Source organism: Bacteroides sp. FSHCM14E1 (assembly GCF_019633785.1).
Taxonomy (GTDB): domain Bacteria; phylum Bacteroidota; class Bacteroidia; order Bacteroidales; family Bacteroidaceae; genus Bacteroides; species Bacteroides hominis.
Genome location: NZ_JADKYL010000002.1, coordinates 244882 through 269085, shown reverse-complemented (window position 1 = coordinate 269085; position 24204 = coordinate 244882). Strand labels below are relative to the sequence as shown.

General features: G+C 41.5%; 23 protein-coding genes and 1 pseudogene. 2 read left to right on the top strand and 22 right to left on the bottom strand.

All coding sequences use genetic code 11. The features are described 5' to 3' along the window. Positions 1–406: 406 nt before the first annotated feature. The 16 genes and pseudogenes from ISX59_RS04160 to ISX59_RS04085 form a co-directional block, all read right to left on the bottom strand. Entirely contained in the window at positions 407–2479 is a 2073-nt protein-coding gene (locus ISX59_RS04160) for a bifunctional DNA primase/helicase (protein WP_007845710.1), read from the bottom strand. Beyond that, positions 2442–2870, bottom strand: a complete 429-nt coding sequence (locus ISX59_RS04155) for a helix-turn-helix domain-containing protein (protein ID WP_007845709.1) — start codon at positions 2868–2870, stop codon at positions 2442–2444. The genes ISX59_RS04160 and ISX59_RS04155 overlap by 38 nt, the downstream gene beginning before the upstream one ends. Positions 2871–2905: 35 nt before the next feature. Next, the gene (locus ISX59_RS04150; protein ID WP_004326095.1) at positions 2906–3808 is read right to left on the bottom strand and encodes an RteC domain-containing protein; all 903 of its coding nucleotides are present in this window, start codon (positions 3806–3808) and stop codon (positions 2906–2908) included. Positions 3809–3839: 31 nt separating this feature from the next. Next, positions 3840–4669: pseudogene (locus tag ISX59_RS04145) on the bottom strand (helix-turn-helix domain-containing protein). 30 nt (positions 4670–4699) lie between these two features. Further along, positions 4700–5251: a hypothetical protein gene (locus ISX59_RS04140; RefSeq protein WP_004326093.1), complete on the bottom strand. Its 552-nt coding sequence runs from the start codon at positions 5249–5251 to the stop codon at positions 4700–4702. Between the two features lie 10 nt (positions 5252–5261). Beyond that, on the bottom strand, positions 5262–5459 hold the full coding sequence (locus ISX59_RS04135; RefSeq protein ID WP_055295418.1) for a hypothetical protein: 198 nt from the start codon (positions 5457–5459) through the stop codon (positions 5262–5264). Between the two features lie 85 nt (positions 5460–5544). After that, a complete protein-coding gene (locus ISX59_RS04130; RefSeq protein ID WP_007480238.1) occupies positions 5545–6066 on the bottom strand; it encodes a hypothetical protein in 522 nt (173 codons plus the stop codon). Positions 6067–6075: 9 nt separating this feature from the next. Then, positions 6076–6777: a PoNe immunity protein domain-containing protein gene (locus ISX59_RS04125; RefSeq protein WP_007480240.1), complete on the bottom strand. Its 702-nt coding sequence runs from the start codon at positions 6775–6777 to the stop codon at positions 6076–6078. Between the two features lie 78 nt (positions 6778–6855). Further along, positions 6856–7410 (bottom strand): imm11 family protein, encoded by a 555-nt coding sequence (locus ISX59_RS04120; RefSeq protein WP_055295420.1) that lies wholly within the window; start codon positions 7408–7410, stop codon positions 6856–6858. A 994-nt stretch (positions 7411–8404) separates the two neighbouring features. Then, a complete protein-coding gene (locus ISX59_RS04115) occupies positions 8405–8809 on the bottom strand; it encodes a hypothetical protein (protein ID WP_027202915.1) in 405 nt (134 codons plus the stop codon). Between the two features lie 84 nt (positions 8810–8893). Next, complete coding sequence (locus ISX59_RS04110) at positions 8894–9271, bottom strand: immunity 51 family protein (RefSeq protein WP_220399570.1); 378 nt, start codon at positions 9269–9271, stop codon at positions 8894–8896. Beyond that, on the bottom strand, positions 9234–9584 hold the full coding sequence (locus ISX59_RS04105) for a hypothetical protein (RefSeq protein WP_074784350.1): 351 nt from the start codon (positions 9582–9584) through the stop codon (positions 9234–9236). The genes ISX59_RS04110 and ISX59_RS04105 overlap by 38 nt, the downstream gene beginning before the upstream one ends. A 67-nt stretch (positions 9585–9651) precedes the next feature. Then, entirely contained in the window at positions 9652–10368 is a 717-nt protein-coding gene (locus ISX59_RS04100; RefSeq protein ID WP_016662390.1) for a hypothetical protein, read from the bottom strand. A 63-nt stretch (positions 10369–10431) separates the two neighbouring features. Further along, complete coding sequence (locus ISX59_RS04095) at positions 10432–10836, bottom strand: hypothetical protein (protein WP_124076232.1); 405 nt, start codon at positions 10834–10836, stop codon at positions 10432–10434. Positions 10837–10921: 85 nt separating this feature from the next. Continuing rightward, on the bottom strand, positions 10922–12028 hold the full coding sequence (locus ISX59_RS04090) for a site-specific integrase (RefSeq protein WP_055295521.1): 1107 nt from the start codon (positions 12026–12028) through the stop codon (positions 10922–10924). A gap of 95 nt (positions 12029–12123) precedes the next feature. Next, positions 12124–12738 (bottom strand): TetR/AcrR family transcriptional regulator, encoded by a 615-nt coding sequence (locus tag ISX59_RS04085; protein WP_005924132.1) that lies wholly within the window; start codon positions 12736–12738, stop codon positions 12124–12126. Positions 12739–13255: 517 nt separating this feature from the next. Here ISX59_RS04085 and ISX59_RS04080 point away from each other — a divergent pair. Continuing rightward, positions 13256–15640, top strand: a complete 2385-nt coding sequence (locus ISX59_RS04080) for a HAMP domain-containing sensor histidine kinase (RefSeq protein WP_220575690.1) — start codon at positions 13256–13258, stop codon at positions 15638–15640. A 136-nt stretch (positions 15641–15776) separates the two neighbouring features. Here the strand turns inward: ISX59_RS04080 and gcvT are convergent, their stop codons facing one another. The 4 genes from gcvT to ISX59_RS04060 all read right to left on the bottom strand — a co-directional run bounded on the left by gcvT (position 15777) and on the right by ISX59_RS04060 (position 20103). Beyond that, the gene (gene gcvT / locus ISX59_RS04075; protein ID WP_022011869.1) at positions 15777–16862 is read right to left on the bottom strand and encodes a glycine cleavage system aminomethyltransferase GcvT; all 1086 of its coding nucleotides are present in this window, start codon (positions 16860–16862) and stop codon (positions 15777–15779) included. A 33-nt stretch (positions 16863–16895) separates the two neighbouring features. Continuing rightward, a complete protein-coding gene (gene pepT, locus ISX59_RS04070) occupies positions 16896–18119 on the bottom strand; it encodes a peptidase T (protein WP_022011868.1) in 1224 nt (407 codons plus the stop codon). Between the two features lie 131 nt (positions 18120–18250). Then, positions 18251–19657 carry an amidophosphoribosyltransferase gene (locus ISX59_RS04065; protein ID WP_005809713.1) on the bottom strand — a complete coding sequence of 469 codons (1407 nt, stop codon included), beginning with the start codon at positions 19655–19657 and terminating at the stop codon, positions 18251–18253. Positions 19658–19740: 83 nt separating this feature from the next. Next, complete coding sequence (locus tag ISX59_RS04060) at positions 19741–20103, bottom strand: DUF488 domain-containing protein (RefSeq protein WP_032540694.1); 363 nt, start codon at positions 20101–20103, stop codon at positions 19741–19743. 520 nt (positions 20104–20623) lie between these two features. Here ISX59_RS04060 and ISX59_RS04055 point away from each other — a divergent pair. Then, positions 20624–21760, top strand: coding sequence for an OmpA family protein (locus ISX59_RS04055; RefSeq protein WP_005775986.1), 1137 nt, complete (start codon positions 20624–20626; stop codon positions 21758–21760). A gap of 63 nt (positions 21761–21823) precedes the next feature. Here ISX59_RS04055 and ISX59_RS04050 read toward each other — a convergent pair whose 3' ends face one another. Together ISX59_RS04050 and ISX59_RS04045 are read right to left on the bottom strand one after the other, a co-directional pair. Continuing rightward, entirely contained in the window at positions 21824–22255 is a 432-nt protein-coding gene (locus tag ISX59_RS04050) for a Fur family transcriptional regulator (RefSeq protein WP_005809711.1), read from the bottom strand. 2 nt (positions 22256–22257) lie between these two features. After that, complete coding sequence (locus ISX59_RS04045) at positions 22258–24204, bottom strand: heavy metal translocating P-type ATPase (RefSeq protein ID WP_220575689.1); 1947 nt, start codon at positions 24202–24204, stop codon at positions 22258–22260.

Here is a 24204-nt window from a genome sequence, read left to right as displayed (position 1 = left end):
ATTATCAGGTATTAAAGTGATATAAATCCCTACTGTCTTGGCACGTTAGCCGCAACCCCAAAAAAGAAAGCGTGGCATGACGCTGTTTCGATGCGAGGTACTGGCATACCCAAATGTGGAAACAGTGCAGCCACGCTATGACAAACGCATAGCATATCCTGCGCTGAATATCCCCACATTTTGAAAAGTGCCAGTTTTCGCATCGGGACGTTCGGCGAACGTATATGTTATATATAAAGGCAATATTCCGGCAACCGCCGTCCAACTGCCGTTACTTTTCCGTGTAACTTCTGCAAAGTTAAGCAAATACCCTGAAAAATCACGTGCAAACAGAAAAAATCCTGCCGTGTTATCACAACAGGGCAGGACACAAGCACCTAAAAATACACAAGTTCAGCCCATACGCCTACGGGCAGCTTGCGTTCCTTTGAAGATGATATGAACCGATGACAAAACAGCTTTGGTTCGCCGTGTCTTTGGTGATGATGTCCCTTTCCCGCATGAAGCGGATATAGCTCTTTGCGGTGCGCTCCTTGATGTCCAATACCTGCTGCAACTGCTCGCAAAGGTCTATGTAGGTGATGCGTGTCTGCCGCCCGAAGATGTCACGTGCGACATTCACCAGTTCCCTTTCCTTGCGCTTCTCCTTTTCCTCACGGGGCTTCTCGCCCTTGTACACGTGCATCCCCGCTTCCTTGTCCCATGCAAAGAGCATCAAAGGAACGTCCAACGGGCTTCCGTCCCTTACTTTCAAGGCTTTCACGACCGACTGGGCGGGTTCTTCGTCTTTCTCTATCGAAAGGATTGTAGCCGCCTTACGCTGCAACTCACTACCCAAATGTCCCCGCAGTTTCAATCCGTTGGGGACGAAGTGCAGCACGCACAGAATACACGTGTTGTAGATACCCGCCAGCCGATAAAGTTCATCTATCACCGCCACGCTTTCCGCTTCATCGTTGGCACTCTTAACAAGGTCTGCGATGCCGTCAATGACGACCAACTGGATGCCGCCGTACTGGTAGTAGAACTTGTCCATGCTTTGTACAATGGCGTTCAGGCGTTCTTTGCGTGACATGCCGGTAAGACAAAACGCTTTCAGTTCATCGGGTTTGTCCGGCTGTTTGGCACGTGCCAGCAGGTTGCTTACATTCTTGAACAGTTGCACTTCCGACTGTTCGGTGTCGTAGAGCAAGACCGCCTTGTGTTTGCCGTTGGCGGTTATCTGTATGCCCAGCGTATCTACTTCCGCACCAGCCGGGCAGATGCAGCCCGCCACGATTGCGGCTATATAATTGCTCTTTCCCGTTCCCTCGCCCCCGGTGATGCCGAACAGGTTGCCTTGTGTCCCCAGCGGAACGTCACCCGCCGAAATAATCTCTTGCGCTTTGGCGGGCGGGTTGTTGAAATCTATTTCGCATGATTTAAGCATAATCAATGTGTCGCTATACAGGTTGTCTAAAAATTCGATAAACAGTTTCAGGAAATCTTCACGGGTGTTCCCGGCTTTGAAGTAGTCGGATATGTCCTTTTCCTCTTTCGTTCCCGGAAGCGGGAGCAGCAGGCGTTTCACTCCAAATTCTTCCAGTAGTTTTTCCTGTTTGCATGAACTTTCCCTGCCCGTCTTGTCCATGTCAAAGAGCAGGACGATGTGCTTGAACCGGAATGTCAGCCGATAAACCAGCGTGGGCGGTATTGTCACCGTTTCGCTGTTGAAGCAGATAGCGTGAAAACCGTGCGCCGCCAGCGAAAGCACGTCTTTCTCGCCGCCCGTGATGAATAGCGTGTCGCCTTTGGCTGGCAGTTGTTCCAGCCCGAAACAGTAGTTCTCACCGAAGCTGCCGCCGTAGAGGAAACGGGGCGTGGAGAACGGGCGGTACAGCTTGATGTGCTGTTTGCCCTTGTAGCCGTACATGGGTTCTGCCACCGATGAAGTGTAGGTGTACGGTTTGCCCTCTGCCGTTTCACTGTTGTATTCCCGGAGCGAACAGACCTTGTAACGTTCCAGCAGTTCGGGCGTGATGCCGTACTGTTGCCAGTACACCAGTTCGGCAAGCGGGAACTTCTGTTCCCGGAACTGGTAGGGCTTGACGGGCTTTTCGGGCGTTTCTTCGGGTTTGTCCGGCACTGCCCGGCAGACGGTTGCCGGGGGAACGGAAACCGGAATGCCGGAAGCCAGCCCCAAGCCCAAATCCCGGTCGATGATTTCCAGTATCTCCACGAAGTCAGCCGCCCGGTTGCAGTCCAGCCCCTTTAACTGCCCCACGAGGAAGAAACAGTCGCCGCTGTAACTGTCGTTGCCGAAGTCTTTCATCTTGTAGATACCGCCCCGGCGGTCGAAATAGATGTTGCAGGAAGCCTTGCTGTCCTCGTACAGCGGGTTAAGGAAGTTGCGACCTATGCGCCAATTGCCGGGCAGGTAGTGTTTGAACACCGCCAGCCCGTTACTTGTTCTTTCTAAGATTTCCTCTTTCCTTAGCATACAACTGGTGGTTGGTTATCAGGTTGTCGATGTTCTCCTTGTTGCTCCTTATCAGGCGTTCTTCCAGCATCCGGCGTATCTCGCTGACCTTGTAGAAGTAGCGTCCCCTGATGTTGGAATAGGCGATAGTTCCCGACACCCGCAGGCGTTGCAGGGTCTTTTCGCTTATTTTCAGGAACGTGCAGACCTCGTAGCTGTCCACCCACATGTCTTCCTCGCTTTGCCTTGCCGTTTCCATGTGGTTGAAGATGTAGTCGGCAATGGCGGTAATCTTGTTGTCCAGTTCCTTGTAGGCTTTGGACTCGAATGTTATTATTTCCATAACGGTAACTGATTGATTTGCCGCAAAGTTCGGGTGTCCTGAAAAATAAAACGCCACAGATGTACCCACCTGTGGCGAAATAAATTTTGTTAAAGCACGGTTGCCTAATCCTGCTCCCTCATGCGCATCAGCAACCTGTCTTTCAGGGTGGAGAGGAAGCCCGTTCGGTCTTTGGTCTTGGCTTTTAGTTCCATGTAGGTGTGGTAGAAGTCGCCGAGGTCGATGTCGAACACGTATTCAAAGTAGGCTACAATCTCCTTAATATCAACCGTCCCCTTGTTCAGACAGCCGCAGGCGTCCAGTGCGTAGATAAGTTCCACCAACGCCCTTTTCGTCCCCGTCCAGCGCAACACCTTTCCCATGAAGCCGTTCTTCACCCGCTTGCGTTGTTCCCGGCGTTCCAGCTCGTGCAGACGGTTGGTGAGGTATATTTCCAGCAGTTCGTTGGCTAAAATCTTGGCTACCTTGAAATCGTGACTGGTGCTGAACTGTGGGTCTGTTTCGTAATAGAAACTGTCCACGATGATTTGTATGTCAGGCTTCCCACGCATGAAATACTGCCTGTCCAAGTAGGTGGCTTTCGTTCGGTGGTACTGGTAGAACGCCAAGTTCCGCTGGAACGACTTTGAAATCCGGTCGGTTTCCGACAGCAGGTAGTCCCTTTGCACTTCCTCGCTGCCGCTGGGGAAGCGCACCTCTATCTTGTAAACGGTGTTGTAATAGATGATTTTGCTCGCTAAAAGCGGTTTCAGTTCCTTGAAGAAGTGTATTTCCTCTTCCGTGCTGGCGAACGGGTAGGAGATTATAAAGTTTTTGAGTTCGCCCAGTATCTCTTGCAGGTAGTCCACGCACAGGCGGCAGAGCGTCAGCGTGTCCGCTGCGGTGTCCTCGTATTCCTGTATCTGCCATTCCACTTTTTGAAGCAGTCCGGCGAAGTATGTTTCCAACGGTATCTTATGTTCCATAACCTTGTGCTTATCTTTTATGAAGCACAAAGTTACGGGCATAAAAAATCTGTTTTATTCTTGATTTTTCACATTACGTTCTTGTAACTGTGCATTTTCTTGTTTCCTGCGCTTTTCTGCGTATCTCGCCCGGTGTGTCCAGCAAGTAAGCCTTGCAGAAGTCGTTCAGGTTCGATGTCGATGCGAACCCCGTGGTGAACGCCACTTCCGTAAGCGTGAGGTTGGTGTTCTTCAGGTAGTGTTCCACGTCCTTTGCACGCTCCTTTATCACCCATTCCTTAGCCGTGTACCCGGTCATTTTCTTTACCTTCCGTCGGAACGAGCCGTATTCCATGCCGCATTTGTCCGCCAGTTGCTCGGCATCATAGACCATGTAGCCTTTCAGACGCACCATTTCGGTGAATGTCTGCCTGCCCAGCTCCGGCAGCATCCGTTCGGCGTGGCGCAGTTCCTTTTCCGTCACCAGCAGGCGGTTGTCCCTTACCGGGTTTCTCCGTAGCAGCATACCGTGTTGTACACGTTGCAGAGGTACTGCCGTCCCGGTCGCATCCAGTGGAGCGCATCGCAGTAGGCGGTCAGTTCGGGTATCTCGTCCCGCTTGCGGTGCTGTTCCGCCAGTTCGTCCAGTATGGCGTAATGGGTGGTGGACATACCCAGCAGGATAATGATTGCCTTGTAGTCCTTGTATGCCGCCAGTGTCGGCGTTTCCGGCAGGCTTTTGAGCGTGTCGCACACGTGGGCGCACAGCCGCACGTCCTTGCTGAACGGTTCAAGTTCCAAGTAGTTGTCCATTTTCCGGCTGTTGTGCAGCAGCCATGTTACCTTTTCGTCCAGTTCCTTGCAGGACGCTTCCAACTCCGCTTCGGGAGCGGGAAGCAATAATGATGTAATCCGTTGTTCCATATCTGAATAAATTGATTTGTTTTCTGTACGTTACCCGGTAGCCCATAGCCAAAACTTTTGGATTAGCCGCCAAACCACGTGATAAAGGAACATGGCGGCAAGCATAAGAAAACCTGCCCGCAGGAAATATTCTTCAATGCGCTGCCAAACGCTCGTTTTTCGTTCGGGCATCAGTATGTCCGCCACTTCCTCAAAGGTCTTGCAGGCGAAAATCGCTTGCCGGAACTCGTCTGCGCTGTTCCAGCATTCTTCCTTGAACCACCGTGTCTTGGGGTATCGTTCCGCTACCAGTTCTTGCAGTTTTCGTAGTGGGAACGGTTCGGGGTTGTCCCCGTACTCGTATTCAATGGAAATCACACGTCCCTGCATCCTGATACAATATCCGAATATCCCTTGCCACTTCACTTTGTGCGCCCCCTTTTCAACATATTTCGTCCCGGTTGCATCCACTACAATGTAGTTCTTCCGCTTCTTCAACAACTCGGTATTGGTCGTTGTGTACAGTTCTTCCTTGCGAAACACGTATATCATGTTGCCTTTGGGGGCAAAGCTGAATATCGGGTATTTAAGTCGGGCTTTCATTGTAAATAGTCTATTGTTTTATAAAAGCAAAATAAAACAGGGTAACACCTACCACAACCCCGAAAAAGATACAACCTGTAATAATGAAAGCCCAATCGGGGTAATGGAAATCAAGTTCTTCATAAGGAATGGCAGTTTTCTTTATACATCTGTTCCATACCCATATCAGAACTTTTCCAAATCTATTTACTGTGATAAGGTTACTCATATTGATTAATGGTTTAGCAGGGAACGGCTTGTCCGTTATCCTGCTTCGTTAACATCATATTTTATTCTCATTCCAGTGTACCATATCAATACACCATAATAACAAGGTCTTTTTGCGCTTCAACGGCTTCATCGAAAATGAAATTCAAGTCGTCCATTTCCTGCTCGTAATCATAATCTCCGATACCGTTACCCTCTTGTAGTGAGGTGTATTCCGTCCGCTTGCTCTCCAAATCTGAAACGGGTATGCTGATGATATAGGGAAAATCACTGCTCAATGGAATAGGGATGAATGTACTTTGGCTATCCAATTGCCAAAGGTTTTCCGCACAGTAGATTTGCGTTCCATAATGGTTGCAAATCTTTTCATATACATACCCGTACATGAAAGCAATTTCGGGATAACGGATTTCTCCGTTCACTATATCTGCCAACGCTGCATAAGCATCTTTATCCGTGTTCAGGCTATCGCTGAAATAATCGTTCAGAGTGTCAAGTTCCTGCTTCAACGCAACCTTTAATTGGTTTATAAGCTGATTATCACAAGTTCCATAAACAGACTTTACCTTATCGGCTTCTGTCAAATATGCACAAACAGAGTAACTCATACCTTTTCTTCATTTAATATTGTCATTCCAGTGTACCATGTCGTATGGATAGTAGGGCAACCCTTTCAGGCTGCTATCATCCAGCCCCAAGACCTTGACCAATGCACCGCTTTCAAAACACCAATAACCGTCATGGTTGATACCATATTTATGGTCGTCATGCCAAGATAAATCAGAATGTCCTCGATACCATTCTTTTTTGAGGTATTTTTCCAATCGTTTCACCGCTTCTGCTTTGTCTTGTTCAGCCAACTCTGTAACAGTGATAGCAATTCGATAGGGTGACGGATATAATACTTGGTTTGTTGTCCTTTCCCAATCAGGAAATCTGTATCTAATCAATGTATCATAAATATAGTCTTTAGCTTCTCTGTCTTTTATCAGTTGCACCAGACCATGTATAAGGTCGTCTTCGTAATCCAACATAATGCCTATTGACAGAAGCCACAACATTTCAATATAAAATCCGTTGTCCGTCCAAAATCTCGGCATTGTTTTGAGGGCTTTCACATAATTGTTTTTCAGCTTATCAATATCCTGTCCCATAGAATACTGTACTAATAAATAACGAAGCCTATAATTGAACAAAGAATCGTAACCTATATGTTTTCCTGAAAGATGCATTTGTTCATAATAACTAATATCTTCATCATACATTTTCAGTTGCTTCAAATACTGTTCTTCTGTAAAAAGTTTATCTCTTGTTTCCATTATGGTACACTGCTTTTTGATGTTAATGGTTTGACAAGGAGCTGCGTTTAGCAGCTAACTTGGCTTGTTATCAGTGATTTATTTTGTGATACCTGCACATGTAAATTTTAATCCTGTGATTGAATTTTGCTTCACAAAATCTACAAATTCATCTGTGCAATAATAATTGTTATTAAACAGACTATCCCGAAATATGATATATGAACCGATATTTCCTTTATTGAAAATACCATTATTATCCCTCATCATCTTCAAGATTTCTTCATTGCTCTTGGACTCTATATTTAAGGCATCGACTGTATTCAATACATTTATAAAATAATAACCTGAAGCGTTCCCGTCCACATTGACAGGTAAAACTTCTATTTGCCCTTTCAGCTTTTCAGAGAGTAATAAGGAAGTTCTTTTATTTACTATCAGACAACCGGAAAAATAACAAGATGCATCAAACTCCTCACTTCGTTTGTCTTTCTTTTTCCTTTTATCTCTAAACAGTTCCAGACTAAGCCCTTTCCACTCATTAATAAGTGATTGACCATTATAATCCCAAACGCCTTTATTTGACTCATCATCTTCCTTGAATACAAAGAACTTGTAATTATCAAAGTCTTGTCCAATTTCATATATATTCATAATGTTACACTATTTAATTACTGATAATGGTTCAGCAGGGAACGGCTTGCCGTTATCCTGCGTTGTTAATGGTATATTTATATTTTCCCTTTACTATAAAAAGCCTCTAAAACAAAGAGAAACAACGAAAGGAAAATGTATAATATAAGTATCAATAGATTATTCTTATTAGGCTTTTCATTAAACTTCTCTATGACAGCTTTATACCTTCTTTTCCAGCAGAAACGAATACATAAAAGAATGAATATCAGCCCTAAAGACACATTATACATTGTTCGCGTTGGATAAGGCAATATTTTATATTGTTCCAATACTCCCCATATTGTGTGAATATTACAATTCAGAAATACAGCGAGAATTAACAAAGCTGCATAAACCGCTATTTCGGAATAAGAACTGTATTTCCATAGCCTATAAAATTTGAAAAATAAATAATCTATCATACTTAATTACCATTAATGGGTTGGAAAGGAACACCGTTTAGGGGTTATCTTTCCTTGTTAATATTGTTTTGTTGGGTATTTCAATTTGGTATATACATAAATTTTCCTTTGTAAGAAAACGCACAAATAAAGTATATTACAAAAATCACTAATGTTAGCATGATACAAATCACATTCTTCTTTTTCTCATTCTTTTCCCGATAAATGCTTCTTCCTATCCTTGCTTTCTTTTCCGACCAAAACAAGAATCCATTAAAGCAATAAATCATTATTATAAAAATGAAATGTGAACAAGGATGCGCAATATACTTTAGAATTGAGTATTCAAGCATCATATTTGTATAAGCTCCCAATAAGCTATATATCATATATATGATAAAACTAAAACACACCACAGAAAATGCCTTATTCTGTTCTCTGTCTTTACCAAAGGAATCATAAATAAAGAAAATTGTGTAATACCAATACTTATACCAACTCATAACAGATTTAATATTAATGGCTTGACAAGGAGCTGCGTTCAGCAGCTAACTTGGCTTGTTAGTAATAATTCATTCCTCTTTCTGTTCATCCAAACATTCATTTACCCATTCTCTAAGTCCTTCATCAATATCTTTCTGCAATGTTTCTTCTAAAATATCTATGCCTTCTGATTTTTCGGAAGTGTCAAGAGAGTTTAAGAATCTGTTAAGCATCCATATATTATATTCAGTAGGCACTCTATGAATAGAAGCATATAAAAACGGAGCGTAAGTGCCATCATCAAATTTTTCCAAATAATGGACTACACGACCGGGATTGCCAAAGTTGAAATGTGGATGCCTTTCAAGCAATCTAAATAAAGGCTCAATTAAAGCATTATCCATTTCAGTTAAAACAGATTCTACCTCTTGCAAATCTTCTTCGGATTGAAGATTCATATTGTTGATTTTAGAAATAATCTCATTTACATTCATACTTCGTTTATGTTTATCAAGTTATTACTAATGGTTTGCAGCTTGCCGCCATTAGGCGGCACAGGTGTTTGTTAGCATCGTTTCTTAATCAAGTTCAGCACGAAAAAACAAATCCATAATCAATACATGGTTTTCACACGCTTCCTTGAATTGTAGAATAAAGCTTTTCAATGCCTCTTTATCTTTTGAGTAGGCACAAAACATACTACTTTCAGAATCAAAATCAATTTTATCCGATAATTCTGGTACTTGTTCTTCCACAAAGACACGAGCTAAGGACTCCCAGTCATAGCCGTTCCCCTCAAAGCCCTCGTCCTCTCTTGCTTCGAAGATTTCAGCTTTGTATTCTCCAACATTCAGACATACTGAAGCTGTCGATTCATGATCAACCCAAAAGAAAGGTTGAATTTTCATTTCAAAATCTTTAGTGTCCATATTGTTCCAATTCTTTAAATAGTTCATCACCATTGGCTTTTATACCGTCCCTGAATTTGGTAGGAATTTTATTTCCCACACGCTCAAACCAGTCATTAAACGTCTTTTTCCATTCTTGAACTTTGTCTTTTTTGATACTCAAATTTGCATCGATTGGAAATCTTTTTGCAAGCATAATTAGTATTTCAATGTGTGCTAAAAGAGCTTGTGTTGGTTTGTTGGCTGTTTTTAACCATTCTGCATTTTCTTCAATTTGTTTTATAGCCAAATTAAAGTAGCGTGCATTTGCCATATCGGCCATTTCATTACCATCTGGTGCTGTACTAAATATCTTTTTCATTACATTTCAATTTATTCTTCGATGCTAATGGTTAGAAAGGAGCATCGTCAGATGCTATCTTTCGTTGTTATAAACTTAATTGTTCTTGCTCACTTACATTTTCGTTTATTAGTCTGCACATATATTCTTGCAGGCAATAATTATATATTTCAGCAGTAAGTAATGATTTTATATATTCCACATTTTCATATATGTATTTCATTTTATAAGCTAATATTTCAAAGGGCATATCTTCGTTATTATATGTAGCCATTATCTGCCATAAATTTGAAATCGTTTGGCTTATGTCATTATCTTGGTACTGTTTATTGGCTTCCATATTCTGATATTTATAGATGTAATATTCTGTGTATGCTGGTATGCGGTATGTTTCATGTGCAAAGCCAGTTCCGCCCCCGGCAATACATCTCAACATATCATTTACACAATAGAATATTTTGTTTAATGTCTTACGTTCACAACGATAGTGTTTCCTATTATTGGCATTAAACTGTGCATACCATATACAATATAAGTCAAATCCAGTTTCTCCATAGAAATAACCTTGCAATGAAGTATATTGTTGGCGGTATAATGTATCGGGATAAACCGCTGCCGAATTTGCAAACAATCTTTCCGCATCTTCTTCTATATAGCGGTACTCTTTTTTACTTTGTTTACGGAATTTATCAATATTGAGTATATCATCTTGTATGTTACGTTCACACAGAGTTTTACTACAAGAGCAACCCATTACCACGAAAATGGCAAGAACAAATAGTACTATGTTTGCAATGCGATACATATTGTTTATAATGGCTTGACAAGAAGCTGCGTTTAGCAGCTATCTTGGCTCGTTAGTAATAATTCATTCCTCTTTCTGTTCATCCAAACATTCATTCACCCATTCTCTAAGTCCTTCATCAATATCTTTCTGCGATGTTTCTTCTAAAATCACTATACCTTCTGATTTTTCGGAAGTATCAAGAGAGTTTAAGAATCTGTTGAGCATCCATATATTATATTCAGTAGGCACTCGACGAATAGAAGCATATAAGAACGGAGTGTAAGTGTCATCATCAAATTTTTCCAAATAATGGACTACACGACCGGGATTGCCAAAGTTGAAATGTGGATGCCTTTCAAGCAATCTAAATAAAGGCTCGATTAAAGCATTATCCATTTCAGTTAAAACAGATTCTACCTCTTGCAAATCTCCTTCGGATTGAAGATTCATATTGTTGATTTTAGAAATAATCTCATTTACATTCATACTCCGTTTATCTTTATCAAGTTATTACTAATGTTATTTATAACCGCACCTTATGGTGTCGTTCCTACACTTCTATAACTGCACCTCACGAATTATCCAGTGTATCAAGAGGATTAGGGATTTTTGCTTTATGGGCACTTGACACATGAAGATAAATGGTTGTGGTCTTGATGTCGTTGTGTCCCAGCAATTCCTGTATCGTGTGCAGGTCTGTTCCCTGTTCCAGCAAGTGTGTGGCAAAGGAGTGGCGTAGCATGTGTACGTGTACACGGTGTTTGATGCCTGCACGATGTGCGGCTTCTTTCAGCACTTTCACCAATGCACTTGCCGAATATTGCTCTCCGGGTGTTTCGCCCTCAAACAACCATTTTTGTGGACGATATTCCCGAAAGTAGTGCCGTAGTTCTTCCAGCAACTTGGGCGAAAGGAGCGAATAACGGCATTTCTTCCCCTTGCCCATGATACGAACCGACATTGTTTCACTGTTGATGTCCTGCGGGGTCAGGTTAAGCAATTCGCTTCTTCTAAGTCCGGCAGAGTAAACCAACGAAATCATGCAGTGATGCTTGATGTTGGAAATTTGTGCAAGGATGCGCTTAATTTCATTCTTGCTCAACACTTCGGGCAGGCTCTTGTACTCTTTGGCACGGGTGATACCGCCATAGTATTGCCGTTTGCCGCCTTTCACCTGCTCGTAATAGAACTTGATAGCATTGATGCGCATATTCTGTTGCGACACCGAAATCTTCTTCTCGTTCACAAGATAGAGTATGTACTTGTTGATGTCCGGCACTTTCAGGCGGTCGATGTTCCGTCCCTTGTGATATTCCATGAAATCGCTGAAATAAGCACGGTATGTTTTGACGGTCGAGGGGCTGTAACGCTTTTGTTCCAGCAGTTCGAGATAGCCTTTCGGCAGTGTGTATTCCCTTTTGGGCTTGGGATGCCGCACGTAAACCCGGCTGTAATCAATATAGGCGTGGGGCGAATAGCGGTCGTAAAAATCCGGCAGGCTGAAAGCGGCTGACGCTATGTATGCAGAGCCGTTACCAGCCATTTCCATGCCCGTGTCTTGGGCGAGCAGCAGGGCGACAGCCTGACTGTTCGCATATTCTATCCGTATGTAATCCGCACCGTCCCTTGTTTCTTTGTGTAGCACGATGCTTCCTCTTTGTTTCTGAACCTTATCCATGTCGCTGAATTTTGCTTCGCTCCAAAGATAAGATAAAAATACCATTATTTGAACATCTGTTCAAAAATAATCGAGGTTAAAAAAACAAAAGAGTATCAGGCTTTAAGCAGCGAATAGATATGGCGAAAATTTTCTGCCAGTTCGTCCACGTTCAAACCGTTTAGAAATGCTTGTTCGTATGACAGCCCTAAAAACATTTGCCGGAACATGATAGCCGTTTTCTTCACGTCCGTGTTGCTCCTGATTTCCCCGCTTTCTTTTGCCTTCTGTATGACTTTCTCCCATAGGTCATAGTCTTGTCGGTAGATTTTCTCAATTTTCTGCCTGATGCCCGGATAGTACATACGCACTTGTGACAGAAAGTGAAAGTAGTAGAAGTTAGGACTACAATCATGCGGGCTACTATTATCACCAATCAGTTCAACAATCCTTTTCATGGAAGCGGCTACCCCCGCCACGTATTGCCCGATGAACTCCGCCAACGTATCGGCAGGAGCGGCAAACTTGTTTTCCGGTTCGTGCATTTGCAACACGTATTTGTCCGCCACAGCCATGAATAAATCCAGCTTGTGCGGAAAATAATAAACGATACCCGTTTTTGTCACCCCGCAGGCTTTGGCAAGCGTGATGATGCTTGCTTTCTCGTAGTTCATCCTGACAAATACGCCGAACGCTTTATCTATTACTTCTTCACGGTTAGTTATTATCATACACGTTTGTTTTTAATCGGTTACGAAGATACGGATTTTGTTTTAAGCATTTGTACCCCAGTGCTTTTTTTTAGTGCAAGGTGCAAGTATATATTTATATATATAGCTTGCACCTTGCACTAATCGCAGAATATTTATTATCAATGATTTGCGTATTTCAAAAGAAAGACTTATCTTTGAACCCGAAAGTTAGGCAGACAAACAGAGGTCAAAGTTGGACAAGCCCAACGTCTGAAAATCGTTACTGTTTCGTTACCTATTTGAAATTTTGAAAGCAAAGTAGCTGAAATATAAGCAGTTAGAGTTATAGGTTCAAAACCCTGTCTCTCCGCAAACTTATCGAATGGTAAGTGGATAAAAAGCCTACAAGTTCACAACTTGTAGGCTTTTTACTATTTATACTTTTTATTTCCAGAACACCTGAGTGAATAAAAAGGTATGATAATGCTACCATTTTATAATCAGACATTGCCGTATTGATGGAAATTATATTATTTTGACCGGTAGAAAATAAGCTATGAGACTCACAGACCCTAAATGCAAATACATTTTTGCCTTCATTCTTTTATTGGGGGGCTTCTTATGTGGGTATAATTCCAAACAGTGGTATGTCACAAATCATCGGATTAAAAAAAACATTTCTCTTATTTATTCTTGTTCAAAAGATAAAATCGGGCATGGACGCTTTGAAGAACTTGTAAAACAAGAGTTTAAAGCGCAGGGTATAGAGCCTGTGTTTGATGAATTTTACCTTGATTGTGACCGTTTCGACCAGAAAGTAGAAATGGAACATATGGGTAATTATCTTGAAATTCTGAAAACTAAGCCGATAGATCTTATTTTAGCGGTAGGGGACCAAGCTGCTTTTTCTTTGTTATCGACCCGTCATCGCCTTCTCTATTCTATTCCTGTGGTAGCCTGCAACGTGCATTTCCCTGATGAAAATCTTATAAAAGAGTACGAATCCAGAAAGGTATATGTGTTGAGAGATACTCCGGACTTTAAACGCAATATGGATTTTATAAAGTCTTTGCAACCCCATGTAAATATGGAGATTGTTTATAATATTGATTTAACTGCTCTTGGGCATAAATCTTTTGACTTGCTGAATCGGGTTATCGACAGAAAGAATGTGCAGATTTGGGGGCATAAGTCAGCGTTTTCTATGGAGTATGAATACAAGGAAATGAGAGAAATGATAGAGTATTACAGTCTGATGCCTGCTGTCGCAAATCATAATTCAGAAAAGGAGGAACTGACTGTGAGCCTCTGCCCTTTCCGGTACATAAAAGGTGCTTCTTTGCTTGTTATGATGGAAAATTCGAAATGTGAGCAAGAGAGGAAGGCATTCTTACTTGATAAATTTGATCTGGTATCGCTTCCGATAGTAAATGCTCTGAATATACCTTCTTTCAGTTGTGTACGCGAGGGATTTGGAGATGGGAGTAAAATTGTAGGTGGTTATATGGCTACTGAAGAGATCTCTGCACAAGCTGTTACCGGTTTATCCGTCCGGCTAATGAATAAAGAGAAAATAGGTATGCCTAAGATAAGGGATCTGGAGAAAGAGTATGTGCTGGATTGGAGTGTCTTTTCGTCCTATAATGGTTATGATATTGGAAATGTGGCAAAGGATGTGCGTATTATTAATTATCCGTTCTATGACCATTACCGAAAGGAGGTTTATTTATTGGGTGTGCTATTTATTCTTGCATTCATTTTCATATCAATCAGCCTGTTGCGTACACGCCGACGTTCTCTGATAGAACGTAAGAACTTACAAATATTGGAAGAAGCACACAAACGGTTGACTCTTTCTGCCGACGGAGGGCAGATTTCATTATGGAATATGCAGGGAGATGACATTGAGTTTGATGATAATTATACGCGTCTGACAGGTATGGGAAAAAGGAGGGTTAAGAGAAGTACCTTTTTAGAGTATGTACATCCCGATGATTCTCAGTTATTGAGTTCTTTTTACGGAGCACTTTACAAATCTCCGGGCATGCAAATACAACGGGCACGTTTTTGTTTTGATGAAACGGAAGAATATCAATGGTACGAATTGCGCTGCCGGAGTCTGAAAGATGTAGAAGGCGAGATGATGCTGGCAGGTATCATGCAGAATATTCAGGAGGCGGTAGAACGTGAGCATCAGTTGATTCTGGCTAAACAAATGGCTGAGAAAGCTGAATTGAAACAATCTTTCCTTAATAATATGAGTCATGAAATTCGTACCCCGCTCAATGCAATTGTCGGATTTACGAATGTGTTGATAGGCGAAGGTTCCGAAGAGATAGATCCGGATGAAAAGGCAAGTATGCTTGATATCATCAATCATAATAATGAATTGCTTTTGAAGCTTATTAATGATGTGCTGGAAATATCCCGTCTGGACTCCGGAAGTCTGGATTTCGAAATAAAGGAATGGGATATGACAGAGATTATGAAAGAGATTTATCTGACGTATCAGCCGTTAATTCAGCCTTCCTTGCAGTTTCATCTTGAATTGGGTAATCCGGTTCCTTTACTTGTGCATATTGATCGTTTCCGTTTTACTCAGGTTATCTCCAACTTTTTGAATAATGCAAATAAGTTTACTCAAAATGGTCATATAACATTGGGATGCAAAGTGGACGAAGAACATCATGAAGTTTGTATATATGTAAAAGATACCGGTAAGGGAATCGATGAAAAGGAACTTATGATGATTTTTGACCGTTTTTATAAAACAGACGAATTTGAACAGGGAAGCGGTCTCGGACTTGCTATTTCTAAAGTTATTATCGAGCGATTGTCAGGGCGTATAGAAGTGCATTCAGAGAAGGGGAAAGGCAGCTGTTTTGCAGTGATTTTATCATTGGTGGATGTACGGAAGGATCATTTGGATGAGCTTTTATAAAGTGTCGTGGCGGGTGATCCGCTTGATCTGATTCAGCGGGGTCGGTTTCATGATAGTGTACCCTCTGTACTTACATAAAAATCCCCCTCTGTCCTTTGAGGCAGAGAGGGATTTCAACTTATTATTTTCTCAATGTTTATTTACGGAAAGGCGGTTTTACTACCACAGCTTTCAGCTTACGGCCACGCATATCGATGCATATCTCCGTACCGACCTTGCTATATTCAGGCTTTACATACCCCATGCCAATACCGATTTTACGGGTTGGAGACATTGTGCCTGAAGTCACAATCCCGATCTTATCACCTTCAGCTGTTACCAGTTCGTAACCATGTCGGGGAATACCACGGTCGATCATTTCAAAACCTACCAGTTTGCGGACTGTGCCCTCAGCCTTCTGTTTTTCAAGCATTGGGCGATTTGTAAAGTTCTTGCCATCCACGAATTTAGTAATCCAACCAAGTCCGGCTTCAATAGGAGAGGTAGTGTCATCCAGATCATTGCCATACAGGCAAAATCCCATTTCAAGTCGAAGTGTGTCACGTGCGCCAAGTCCTATCGGCTTAATGCCAAACTCGGCTCCTGCTTCGAAAACGGCATTCCAGATCTTTATGGCAGCATCAGGATAGAAATAAAGTTCAAATCCACCGGCTCCGGTATATCCCGTGTTAGAAATAATCACATTTTTCTCACCGGCAAACTCACCAACCTTAAATGTATAATAAGGAATATCGGAAAGGTTAATGTCTGTCAACTTTTGCAGAGCTTGAATAGCTTTCGGACCTTGTACGGCGAGTTGCGCCATATTATCAGAAGAATTTTCCAGTTCGGCTCCTTCTGTATTGTGAGAGACGCACCAATTCCAGTCTTTCTCTATGTTTGAAGCGTTGACAACCAATAAATACTTTTCCGGTTCATATTGATAGACCAGCAGGTCATCAACAATACCGCCGTCTTCATTCGGAAAACAGGTATATTGAATTTTGCCCGGCACCAAAGCTGCCACGTTATTTGAGGTCACTTTCTGCAAAAAAGCCAATGCATGAGGCCCTTTCACCCAAAATTCACCCATGTGGGAGACATCGAAAACACCGACACTATTACAGACAGTAAGGTGTTCGTCAATGATACCGGTGTATTCAATAGGCATGTTATATCCTGCAAACTCGTGCATCTTAGCACCAAGTGCGATATGTTTCTCGGTAAATGGAGTGGTTTTCATGAAATGAGAATTTAAGAATTATATAAATAATGATTATTTAGAAGCTACAAGTTCAGCAATCTTCACAATGACTTTCATTGCCTTTTCCATGTTCTGGATCGGAACAAATTCATAGCGGCCGTGGAAGTTCAGCCCACCTGCAAAGATGTTAGGACAGGGTAAACCTTTGAATGACAATTGGGCTCCATCCGTTCCTCCACGAATTGGTTTCACATTCGGCTTCACGCCTACAGCCTCCATTGCGGCAAAAGCAGTATCGATAATATGCATCACAGGCTCAATCTTTTCTCGCATATTATAGTATTGGTCACGCAACTCAAGAGTGGCGGTACCTTTACCAAACTCTGCGTTGATCTTGTTTACCAGATGCTCTATTTCTTTCTTGCGATCTTCAAATTTATTGCGATCATGGTCACGAATGATATAGGATACAGTACTCTGCTCTACATCCCCCTGGATACCGATAAGATGATAGAATCCTTCGTATCCGGAAGTATGTTCCGGAGTTTCATGCCGGGGAAGCATGGTGATGAATTGGTTGGCTATGCGAATAGAGTTAATCATTTTATGTTTCGCATAGCCCGGATGTACATTACGTCCCTTAAAAATGATTTTGGCAGCAGCGGCATTAAAGTTTTCAAACTCCAATTCCCCGACTTCTCCTCCGTCCATCGTATAAGCCCATTCACATCCGAATTTCTGAACATCAAACTTATGGGCACCTTCACCTATTTCTTCATCCGGATTGAAACCGATCCGGATTTTGCCATGTTTAATTTCGGGATGTTCTTGCAGATAGACAACGGCTGATACAATCTCGGCAATACCTGCTTTGTCGTCTGCTCCTAATAAGGTTTTACCATTGGTGACAATCAGATCTTCTCCTTTGTGATCAAGCAATTCGGGAAATTGAGCCGGTGAAAGCACAATGTTTTCTTCGGCACAGAGTACAATATCCGAACCATCATATTTTTCTACAATGCGTGGAGTTACATTTTTTCCACTCATGTCGGGACTCGTATCCATATGTGCTATGAAACCGATAACAGGTAATTCCTTGTCTGTATTGGCCGGCAATGTTGCAAAAAGATAACCGTTTTCATCCAATGTTATATCTTCTAACCCCAAAGACTCTAATTCGGACTTTAGATATTCGGCAAATACCATCTGTCCCGGAGTACTGGGAGTAAGTCTTGTCAGTTCGTCCGACTGTGTGTCAAAGCTTACATACTTTAAAAAACGTTCTACTAAATTCATATCATTAAGAATTAATAATTTGCTAATCTATTATTTTTCACGCCTGTAAAGGTAAAAAAAGAGCCGTGAACTGCCAAGCAATTCACGGCTCTTTTTAATACATTATTCTATATTTAATCACTAATAGCTACTTAGAAACAGCTGGAGCCATCGAAACAATGGGTGCAGACCTTACATTTTGGCAGTCCGATAGCTTCAATTAGTGTTTCAATCGTATTGAATTTGAGGGAAGAAAGTCCAAAACGCTCAGCAATAATACTTACCATTTTTTCATATTCCGGTGAACCGGTAGTAGCATATTTATCCAGGTTTTTGTTTTCATCTCCTTCCAAGTCTTTTATTATTTGTCTGGTGATCAGTTCCATATCTGATTTTGAAGCAGTAAACCCAATAAAGGGACAGCCATAAATCAGCGGTGGACATCCAATACGCATATGTACTTCTTTTGCACCATAATCAAAAAGTATTTTCACATTATCGCGCAACTGCGTACCGCGTACAATGGAGTCGTCACAAAAGATGATACGCTTGTCCTGAAGCATTGCACGGTTAGGTATTAATTTCATCTTTGCCACCAGAGAACGTAATTCCTGCTTACTCGGAGTAAAACTACGAGGCCAGGTGGGAGTATATTTAGTAATGGCTCTATGATAAGGAATCCCTTTCCCTTCTGCATAACCTAACGCCTGTCCAATACCCGAATCCGGGATTCCACAAACGCAATCGGCGTCAAAATTATCCTGTTCTCCCATTTTCATTCCGCTCGTGAAACGCACTTCCTCTACATTACGGCCTTCATAGCATGAATTGGGAAAGCCGTAATATACCCAAAGGAATGAACAAATCTGCATTTTATCGTTGGGCTTACGGAGTTGTTCTAAACGGTCCGCGTGCATACGGACAATCTCACCGGGACCCAAATAACGTTCTATTTCAAAATCAAGATTCGGAAAACTGTTGGATTCACTGGTAGCAGCATAAGCCCCCTCTTTTTTACCGATAATTATAGGAGTACGTCCCCATTTGTCACGTGCGGCAATCACTCCATCTTCTGTTAACAGAAGCATGGAACACGATCCCTTGATATGGTTATATACGTTTTCAATCCCTTCAACGAAGTTTCTTCCTTGAATAATCAATAAAGCAATAAGTTCAGTCTGATTGGTGTTACCCGAACTAAGTTCGGCAAAATGCATGTTTTGTGAGAGTAGTTCCTCTTCAAGTTCTTTGAGGTTGGTGATCTTTGCGACTGTAACAATGGCGAATCTGCCAAGATGTGAATTGATAATAATGGGTTGTGCGTCTGTATCACTGATAATGCCTATACCGGCATTTCCTTTAAATTTATCAAGTTCCTCCTCAAACTTAGTCCGGAAATATGAACTTTGTAAATTGTGGATCGAACGGATAAATCCTTGTTCTTCACTATATGTCGCCAGTCCTCCCCGTTTTGTTCCCAGGTGTGAGTTATAGTCTGTGCCGTAGAATAAATCGGTCACACAGCTCGTTTTCGAGACTGTTCCGAAAAAACCTCCCATATGATTCTTTTTTGATGTTGTTTTTAAAAAGATGGCGCAAAAGTACAAAAAAGATTCGTGTTGGCATAGGTTTCTATAAGAAATCAGTTTTTCAGGCGATCCTCCAGAAACGCCTGTAAAATACGGGCATGATTATAAACCGGTTCCTTAGAAGCATATAAAAGAGTGACTGTTTTATAAGGATGTATCCGGACTAAAAAATCAGCTACTTTATCGGAGGTTTCAAGCTCTTTCCGGTACATTGCCGCAAATTCTTCCCAATGTCCTGAGATATCTCCGTGAAACCATTTTCTCAAATCGGAAGAGGGAGTCAGTTCCTTCGCCCAATAATCATACTTTAAATATTCTTTTTTCATTCCACGAGGCCAAAGCCGGTCAACCAGTACACGATAGCCATCCTGTTCCGAAGGATCTTCATATACACGTTTAATTCTTATCTGATTCATATCAATGATCTTTTGATTATAATAACTTAATAGAAATAGAAAAAGTTTATGGAAGAAAGGACAAATCATAATACCTTAAGAAAATGTGAGTTTTAAAATATAAACATTGTAAGTACATCGTTCTTCAAGTGGAGATTGATAAGAGAAGTTATGAAAGATGAAAATCGGAACATAAGGAATTAACAAACCATTCATTTTGTTTGTAGAGCTTCATATTGGTATTATACCTATTTAATTATTATAATCTGCTGAGAAACAATTTTATGTGAATAGCTCTGCAAAGCGATCTAAACGCTCTTTTTCTATTCCAATTATAAATACCTATTTTACAAAGGTTTGCATTTAATTCAAAATTTACTTCCCAGAAATAGGCTTGCGGAAATTTGCAAGCTACAAAAATAAATTATATTTTTGCGGCTGTTTTTGCAAAACCGGTTTACATGAATCGGATCGATAAAACAATTATTGGCGAATAATTAACTATTAATGTTTAACCAAACCAATTTAAAATTTAGAAAAAATGAAGAAAAGTATTATTATGTTTGCATTAGCAGCATTGATGAGCACAAGCGTTTTCGCTCAAAACAATGATGCAGAACGCCTTCCGGGGTACAAAACAACTTTCGAAGGTAATGGATTTTGGAATAATTGGTATATGTCTTTAAACTTTGGTGCGCAGTCTCTCTTCGCTGAAAACTCTAAAGATGCAAAATTCAGAAACACTATAACTTTTATGCCGACTCTTTCGGTAGGTAAATGGTTCAACCCTTATTGGGGAGTTCGTTTGCAGGGTACAGGTGGCTCATTGCATGGATTTACATCTGGAGCTAATTCAATGTTACATTATCAATATGGTGCCGTTCATGCAGACTTTATGTTTGGACTGATCAATTTCTTCGCTCCTTATAAAGAAAATCGTCGTTTTGACATCGTTCCTTTTGCAGGTATCGGTGGAGCATTCATCCGCAAAGGTGACCAGTCATTTACAATCAATGCAGGTATTCAGGCACGCTACCGTATTTCAAAGCGTTTCGATATCAATGTTGAATACCAGGGAGCTATTTTAGACGACGATATGGTAGTTCGCGGCGGTTTCCCGAACGATGGAATCAGTGGGCTGACAGCCGGCGTTACTTTCCGTTTCGGAAAAACCGGTTTCAAGAAAGGTTACTCTTCACGTCAGTACAATGCAATTAAGAGCAACTATTCTGACTTAGAGGCAAACTATACTTCTTTGAAAAAAGAAAATGCTGCACAACAAGCCGAAATAGCTGAGTTGAAAGCACGTAAGCCGGAGGTTATCAAAGAAGAAACCGTAATCGATAATTCAGAAATCAAGGCTCTCCCAAGTACTATCACTTTCCCGTTCAACAGCAGTAAAATTGAACTCTCACAGGAAGTAAGTATCTTCAATATTGCTGAATTCTTAAAAGCAAATCCTGAAATCCGTGTTCGTCTGACTGGTTACGCCGACAAACGTGGTTCGGAACAAGCTAACAGAATTGTTTCTGAAAGACGTGCCAATGCAGTGACAGAGGTATTTGTCAATAAGTACGGAATTGCTAAAGATCGTATCACTACAGAATTCAAAGGTACCAGCACTAAATTTGAAAATGATGACTGGAACCGTGCAGTAGTTGTGGAATTGATTAAGTAATAACAATTATACTACCTTTTTTAAGAAGGCGCATTGATAGATCATATCAATGCGCTTTTATTTTTAATGGCCTTTTTTCAGCTCTGCCGCACATTCCGCGCAACATCCTTTTAATACATAATTTATGCTTCGTACGGCAAATCCTTCAGGCAAATCTACTACGGGGACATGAATGTTTTCAAGGCAGAAAGTCTTATGGCAATATTCACAGTAAAAGTGCGTATGCAAATCTTTCACGGCACAAGTACATTCACTGTCACAAACCGCATATTTTAAAGATCCTGTACCATCATCTACGCTATGTGCCAGATGTTGGGAAACAAACAGGGTAATCGTTCGGAATATGCTCGACTTATCCACAGTATCCAGTTTGTTCTCCAAATCAAGAAGTGAAACAGCTTGTTCCGCATCTATCATAGCTTTTAAAACCAGCATCCTTATGGCAGTAGGTTTTATTCCTCTCTGTTCTAATATCTTCAAACACAAATTTTCCATTCTCATTTAATCATTTTCTGTATACGAATAGCATTCACTATGGCAATCAATGTCACACCTACGTCTGCGAAAACTGCTTCCCATAAAGTCGCAATACCACTTGCTCCCAATACCATTACCAGCAATTTTACTCCAAATGCCAGCGATACATTCTGCCAGATGATGCGACGCGTACAACGTCCGACCTTTATGGCAGTCGCCACTTTCGAAGGTTGATCTGTCTGGATAACCACGTCTGCGGTTTCAATAGCGGCATCACTTCCTAACCCTCCCATCGCAATACCTACATCACTTAAGGCAAGTACCGGAGCATCATTCATTCCGTCACCGACAAAAGCAATCCGGTTATCTTTGTTTTCCTTCAGCTTTTCCATATGCTCTACCTTTCCTTCCGGTAGCAGATCACCATACGCCCGGGTAAGTCCCAGTTTGTTTGCAAAAATGCTAACAATACTCTGTTTATCACCTGACAAGATCTGAATATTCTTAATATTTAACTCTTTAAGTGATCTGACAGTATCTGCTGCATCGTCCTTTAACACATCGGACAATGTAATGTAACCTATATATTTATTTCCGACAGCACATACGACTGTTGTTTCCGTTATCGAAAGAATATACGCCGGAAACTCAATGGAATATTTCGACAACAATCTGGCGTTACCGACCAACACTTTTTCTCCGTCAACCTCAGTCATTAACCCATAACCTGCAACCTCTTCTATATTCTCAGCAGCAGTAAGGCCAATCTTTTTCTTTTCGGCATAACTAACAATAGCTTTGGCTATCGGATGAGTACTATTTTTCTCAACGGAAGCTATTATACGTATCAGTTCTTCTTTTGAAACGCCTGGAATAACTTCACAGGATTCCACTTCAAAAACTCCTTTAGTCAGAGTACCTGTTTTATCAAATACGACTGTATTGACACGGGTTATGGCATCCAGATAATTTCCACCTTTGAACAAAATACCTAAACGGGAGGCTGCTCCGATTCCTCCGAAATATCCTAATGGAATACTGATAACCAATGCACACGGACATGAAATCACCAGAAAAACCAATGCCTTATACAGCCAATCATTAAAAACAAATCCGAATAACGGGTTTATGAATGAATAGATATATGGGATCAGCACAATCAAAAAGGCAAGGCCGATAACAATAGGGGTATATATACGGGCGAATTTTCTAATAAACAATTCGGCCGGTGCTTTACGTTCAGAAGCGTCCTCTACAAGTTCCAGAATACGAGCCAATGCGCTTTTATCAAAAGGCTTTGTCACCTTCATCCGGATCACTTTGTTTGTAACAATCATACCGGCAAGTACCTCCTCACCCTTGCGAATATCTCGTGGAACACTCTCTCCGGTAAGGGCCGCTGTGTTGAATGCTGCTATTTCGTTAAGCATAATTCCATCCAACGGTACACGTTCACCGGCTTTTATTTCGATAATTTCGTTTATAAAGACTGACTTCGGATTGACTGTAACGATCTCATTCCCTCTCACTACCATTGCCTTTTCGGGTCTGACATCCAACAAGGCACTGATATTACGTTTAGCCTTGTCTATTGCTCGATCCTGAAATAATTCACCAACTGAATAGAACAACATGACAGCAACTCCTTCCGGATATTCCCCGATATAAAAAGCGCCTAATGTTGCGACTGACATCAACGTAAACTCACTGAAGTAATCTTTCTGGAGAATACTTTCCCATGCTTCCTTTATCACAGGTAAGCCGACAGGCAGATAGGCCAATACATACCAAACCAAAGAAACTGTATTTTCCTTGAAAAAAGCAATATCCAGTTGATTCATTATACCGCCTGCTACCAACATCACCAATGAAAGCATTACTTTCCAATATTCGCCTATGAAGCCATTTGCTTCCTGGCAATTTCTGACCCGCATATTTGCATTCGTTTCACATTTGCATTGTCCCAT

Coding starts and splice junctions, on each gene's coding strand:
- ISX59_RS04160 (WP_007845710.1), bottom strand. CDS start 2,479: ATGCTAAGGAAAGAGGAAATCTTAGAAAGAACAAGTAACGGGCTGGCG.
- ISX59_RS04150 (WP_004326095.1), bottom strand. CDS start 3,808: ATGCCCGTAACTTTGTGCTTCATAAAAGATAAGCACAAGGTTATGGAA.
- ISX59_RS04140 (WP_004326093.1), bottom strand. CDS start 5,251: ATGAAAGCCCGACTTAAATACCCGATATTCAGCTTTGCCCCCAAAGGC.
- ISX59_RS04135 (WP_055295418.1), bottom strand. CDS start 5,459: ATGAGTAACCTTATCACAGTAAATAGATTTGGAAAAGTTCTGATATGG.
- ISX59_RS04130 (WP_007480238.1), bottom strand. CDS start 6,066: ATGAGTTACTCTGTTTGTGCATATTTGACAGAAGCCGATAAGGTAAAG.
- ISX59_RS04125 (WP_007480240.1), bottom strand. CDS start 6,777: ATGGAAACAAGAGATAAACTTTTTACAGAAGAACAGTATTTGAAGCAA.
- ISX59_RS04120 (WP_055295420.1), bottom strand. CDS start 7,410: ATGAATATATATGAAATTGGACAAGACTTTGATAATTACAAGTTCTTT.
- ISX59_RS04115 (WP_027202915.1), bottom strand. CDS start 8,809: ATGAATGTAAATGAGATTATTTCTAAAATCAACAATATGAATCTTCAA.
- ISX59_RS04110 (WP_220399570.1), bottom strand. CDS start 9,271: ATGAACTATTTAAAGAATTGGAACAATATGGACACTAAAGATTTTGAA.
- ISX59_RS04105 (WP_074784350.1), bottom strand. CDS start 9,584: ATGAAAAAGATATTTAGTACAGCACCAGATGGTAATGAAATGGCCGAT.
- ISX59_RS04100 (WP_016662390.1), bottom strand. CDS start 10,368: ATGTATCGCATTGCAAACATAGTACTATTTGTTCTTGCCATTTTCGTG.
- ISX59_RS04095 (WP_124076232.1), bottom strand. CDS start 10,836: ATGAATGTAAATGAGATTATTTCTAAAATCAACAATATGAATCTTCAA.
- ISX59_RS04090 (WP_055295521.1), bottom strand. CDS start 12,028: ATGGATAAGGTTCAGAAACAAAGAGGAAGCATCGTGCTACACAAAGAA.
- ISX59_RS04085 (WP_005924132.1), bottom strand. CDS start 12,738: ATGATAATAACTAACCGTGAAGAAGTAATAGATAAAGCGTTCGGCGTA.
- ISX59_RS04080 (WP_220575690.1), top strand. CDS start 13,256: ATGAGACTCACAGACCCTAAATGCAAATACATTTTTGCCTTCATTCTT.
- gcvT (WP_022011869.1), bottom strand. CDS start 16,862: ATGAAAACCACTCCATTTACCGAGAAACATATCGCACTTGGTGCTAAG.
- pepT (WP_022011868.1), bottom strand. CDS start 18,119: ATGAATTTAGTAGAACGTTTTTTAAAGTATGTAAGCTTTGACACACAG.
- ISX59_RS04065 (WP_005809713.1), bottom strand. CDS start 19,657: ATGGGAGGTTTTTTCGGAACAGTCTCGAAAACGAGCTGTGTGACCGAT.
- ISX59_RS04060 (WP_032540694.1), bottom strand. CDS start 20,103: ATGAATCAGATAAGAATTAAACGTGTATATGAAGATCCTTCGGAACAG.
- ISX59_RS04055 (WP_005775986.1), top strand. CDS start 20,624: ATGAAGAAAAGTATTATTATGTTTGCATTAGCAGCATTGATGAGCACA.
- ISX59_RS04050 (WP_005809711.1), bottom strand. CDS start 22,255: ATGGAAAATTTGTGTTTGAAGATATTAGAACAGAGAGGAATAAAACCT.
- ISX59_RS04045 (WP_220575689.1), bottom strand. CDS start 24,204: ATGGGACAATGCAAATGTGAAACGAATGCAAATATGCGGGTCAGAAAT.